The sequence below is a fragment of the Caballeronia glathei genome (genome assembly GCF_000698595.1).
Classification (GTDB): domain Bacteria; phylum Pseudomonadota; class Gammaproteobacteria; order Burkholderiales; family Burkholderiaceae; genus Caballeronia; species Caballeronia glathei.
Window position 1 is genome coordinate 1 of the sequence record NZ_JFHC01000244.1, and the last position, 1,043, is coordinate 1,043.

Consider the following 1,043-nt stretch of genomic DNA (forward strand, 5'->3'; position numbering starts at 1 on the left):
GACTACTACCAGGCCGTGCAGGACAAGGTGATCTCCGAAACGCTCTCCAAAGTGCTCTACCCGAACGATGAGCCCGAAGCGGGCAAGCGCTTGCGCCTCGCGCAGCAATACTTCTTCGTTTCATGCTCGCTGCAGGACATGCTGCGTCTGCTCGACCTCAAGAGCGAACCGGTGGCGCGCTTCGCCGACATGTTCGCGGCGCAGCTGAACGACACCCATCCATCCATCGCTGTCGCGGAACTGATGCGCCTTCTGGTGGACGAACGGCAACTGCCCTGGGACGACGCCTGGGACATCACCCGGCGCACACTCGCCTATACCAACCATACGCTGCTGCCCGAGGCACTCGAGACCTGGGGGCTGCCGCTTTTCCAAAGCCTTCTGCCGCGCCTGCTCGAAATCATCTACGAGATCAACCGCCGGTTTCTCGACGAAGTCCGGCAACGTCACGCCGGCGACGACGCGCGGGTCGCGCGGATGTCGCTGATCGACGAGCGCGGCGAGAAGCTCGTGCGCATGGCTCATCTGGCGACCGTCGGCAGCCATGCGGTGAACGGCGTAGCCGCGCTGCATTCCACACTGCTCAAGCAGACCGTGATGCGAGATTTCGCCGAGCTGTGGCCCGAGCGCTTTTACAACGTTACCAACGGCGTCACGCCGCGCCGCTTCATGCTGCTATGCAATCCGCAACTCGCGCAGTTGCTGGACGAAACAGTCGGAGAGGATTGGGTCACCGACCTCACCCGGCTGAAGCGGCTCGAAGCGCATGCCGACGACGCAGCCTTCCAGGAGCGGTGGCGCCGGGTCAAACGCTCGAACAAGGAGGCCCTGGCAGCGCGCATCCGCAGCGCCACGGGCATCGTTGTCGACTCAGGCGCCCTGTTCGACATTCAGGTCAAGCGCATCCACGAGTACAAGCGACAGCACCTGAACGCGCTTTTCATCATCAGCCTCTATCAGCGCCTGCGGAGCAATCCCCAACTGGCGCTCGCGCCGCGCTGCTTCGTGTTCGGCGGAAAGGCGGCGCCGGGCTATGCGATGGC

1 protein-coding gene is annotated in these 1,043 nt (G+C 63.7%); it reads left to right on the forward strand.

Annotation, left to right across the window (positions count from 1 at the left end; genetic code table 11):
- Window positions 1–1,043 (forward strand): glycogen/starch/alpha-glucan phosphorylase (locus tag BG61_RS38560; RefSeq protein ID WP_035943707.1); only part of this gene is annotated, 1,043 nt, incomplete at both ends.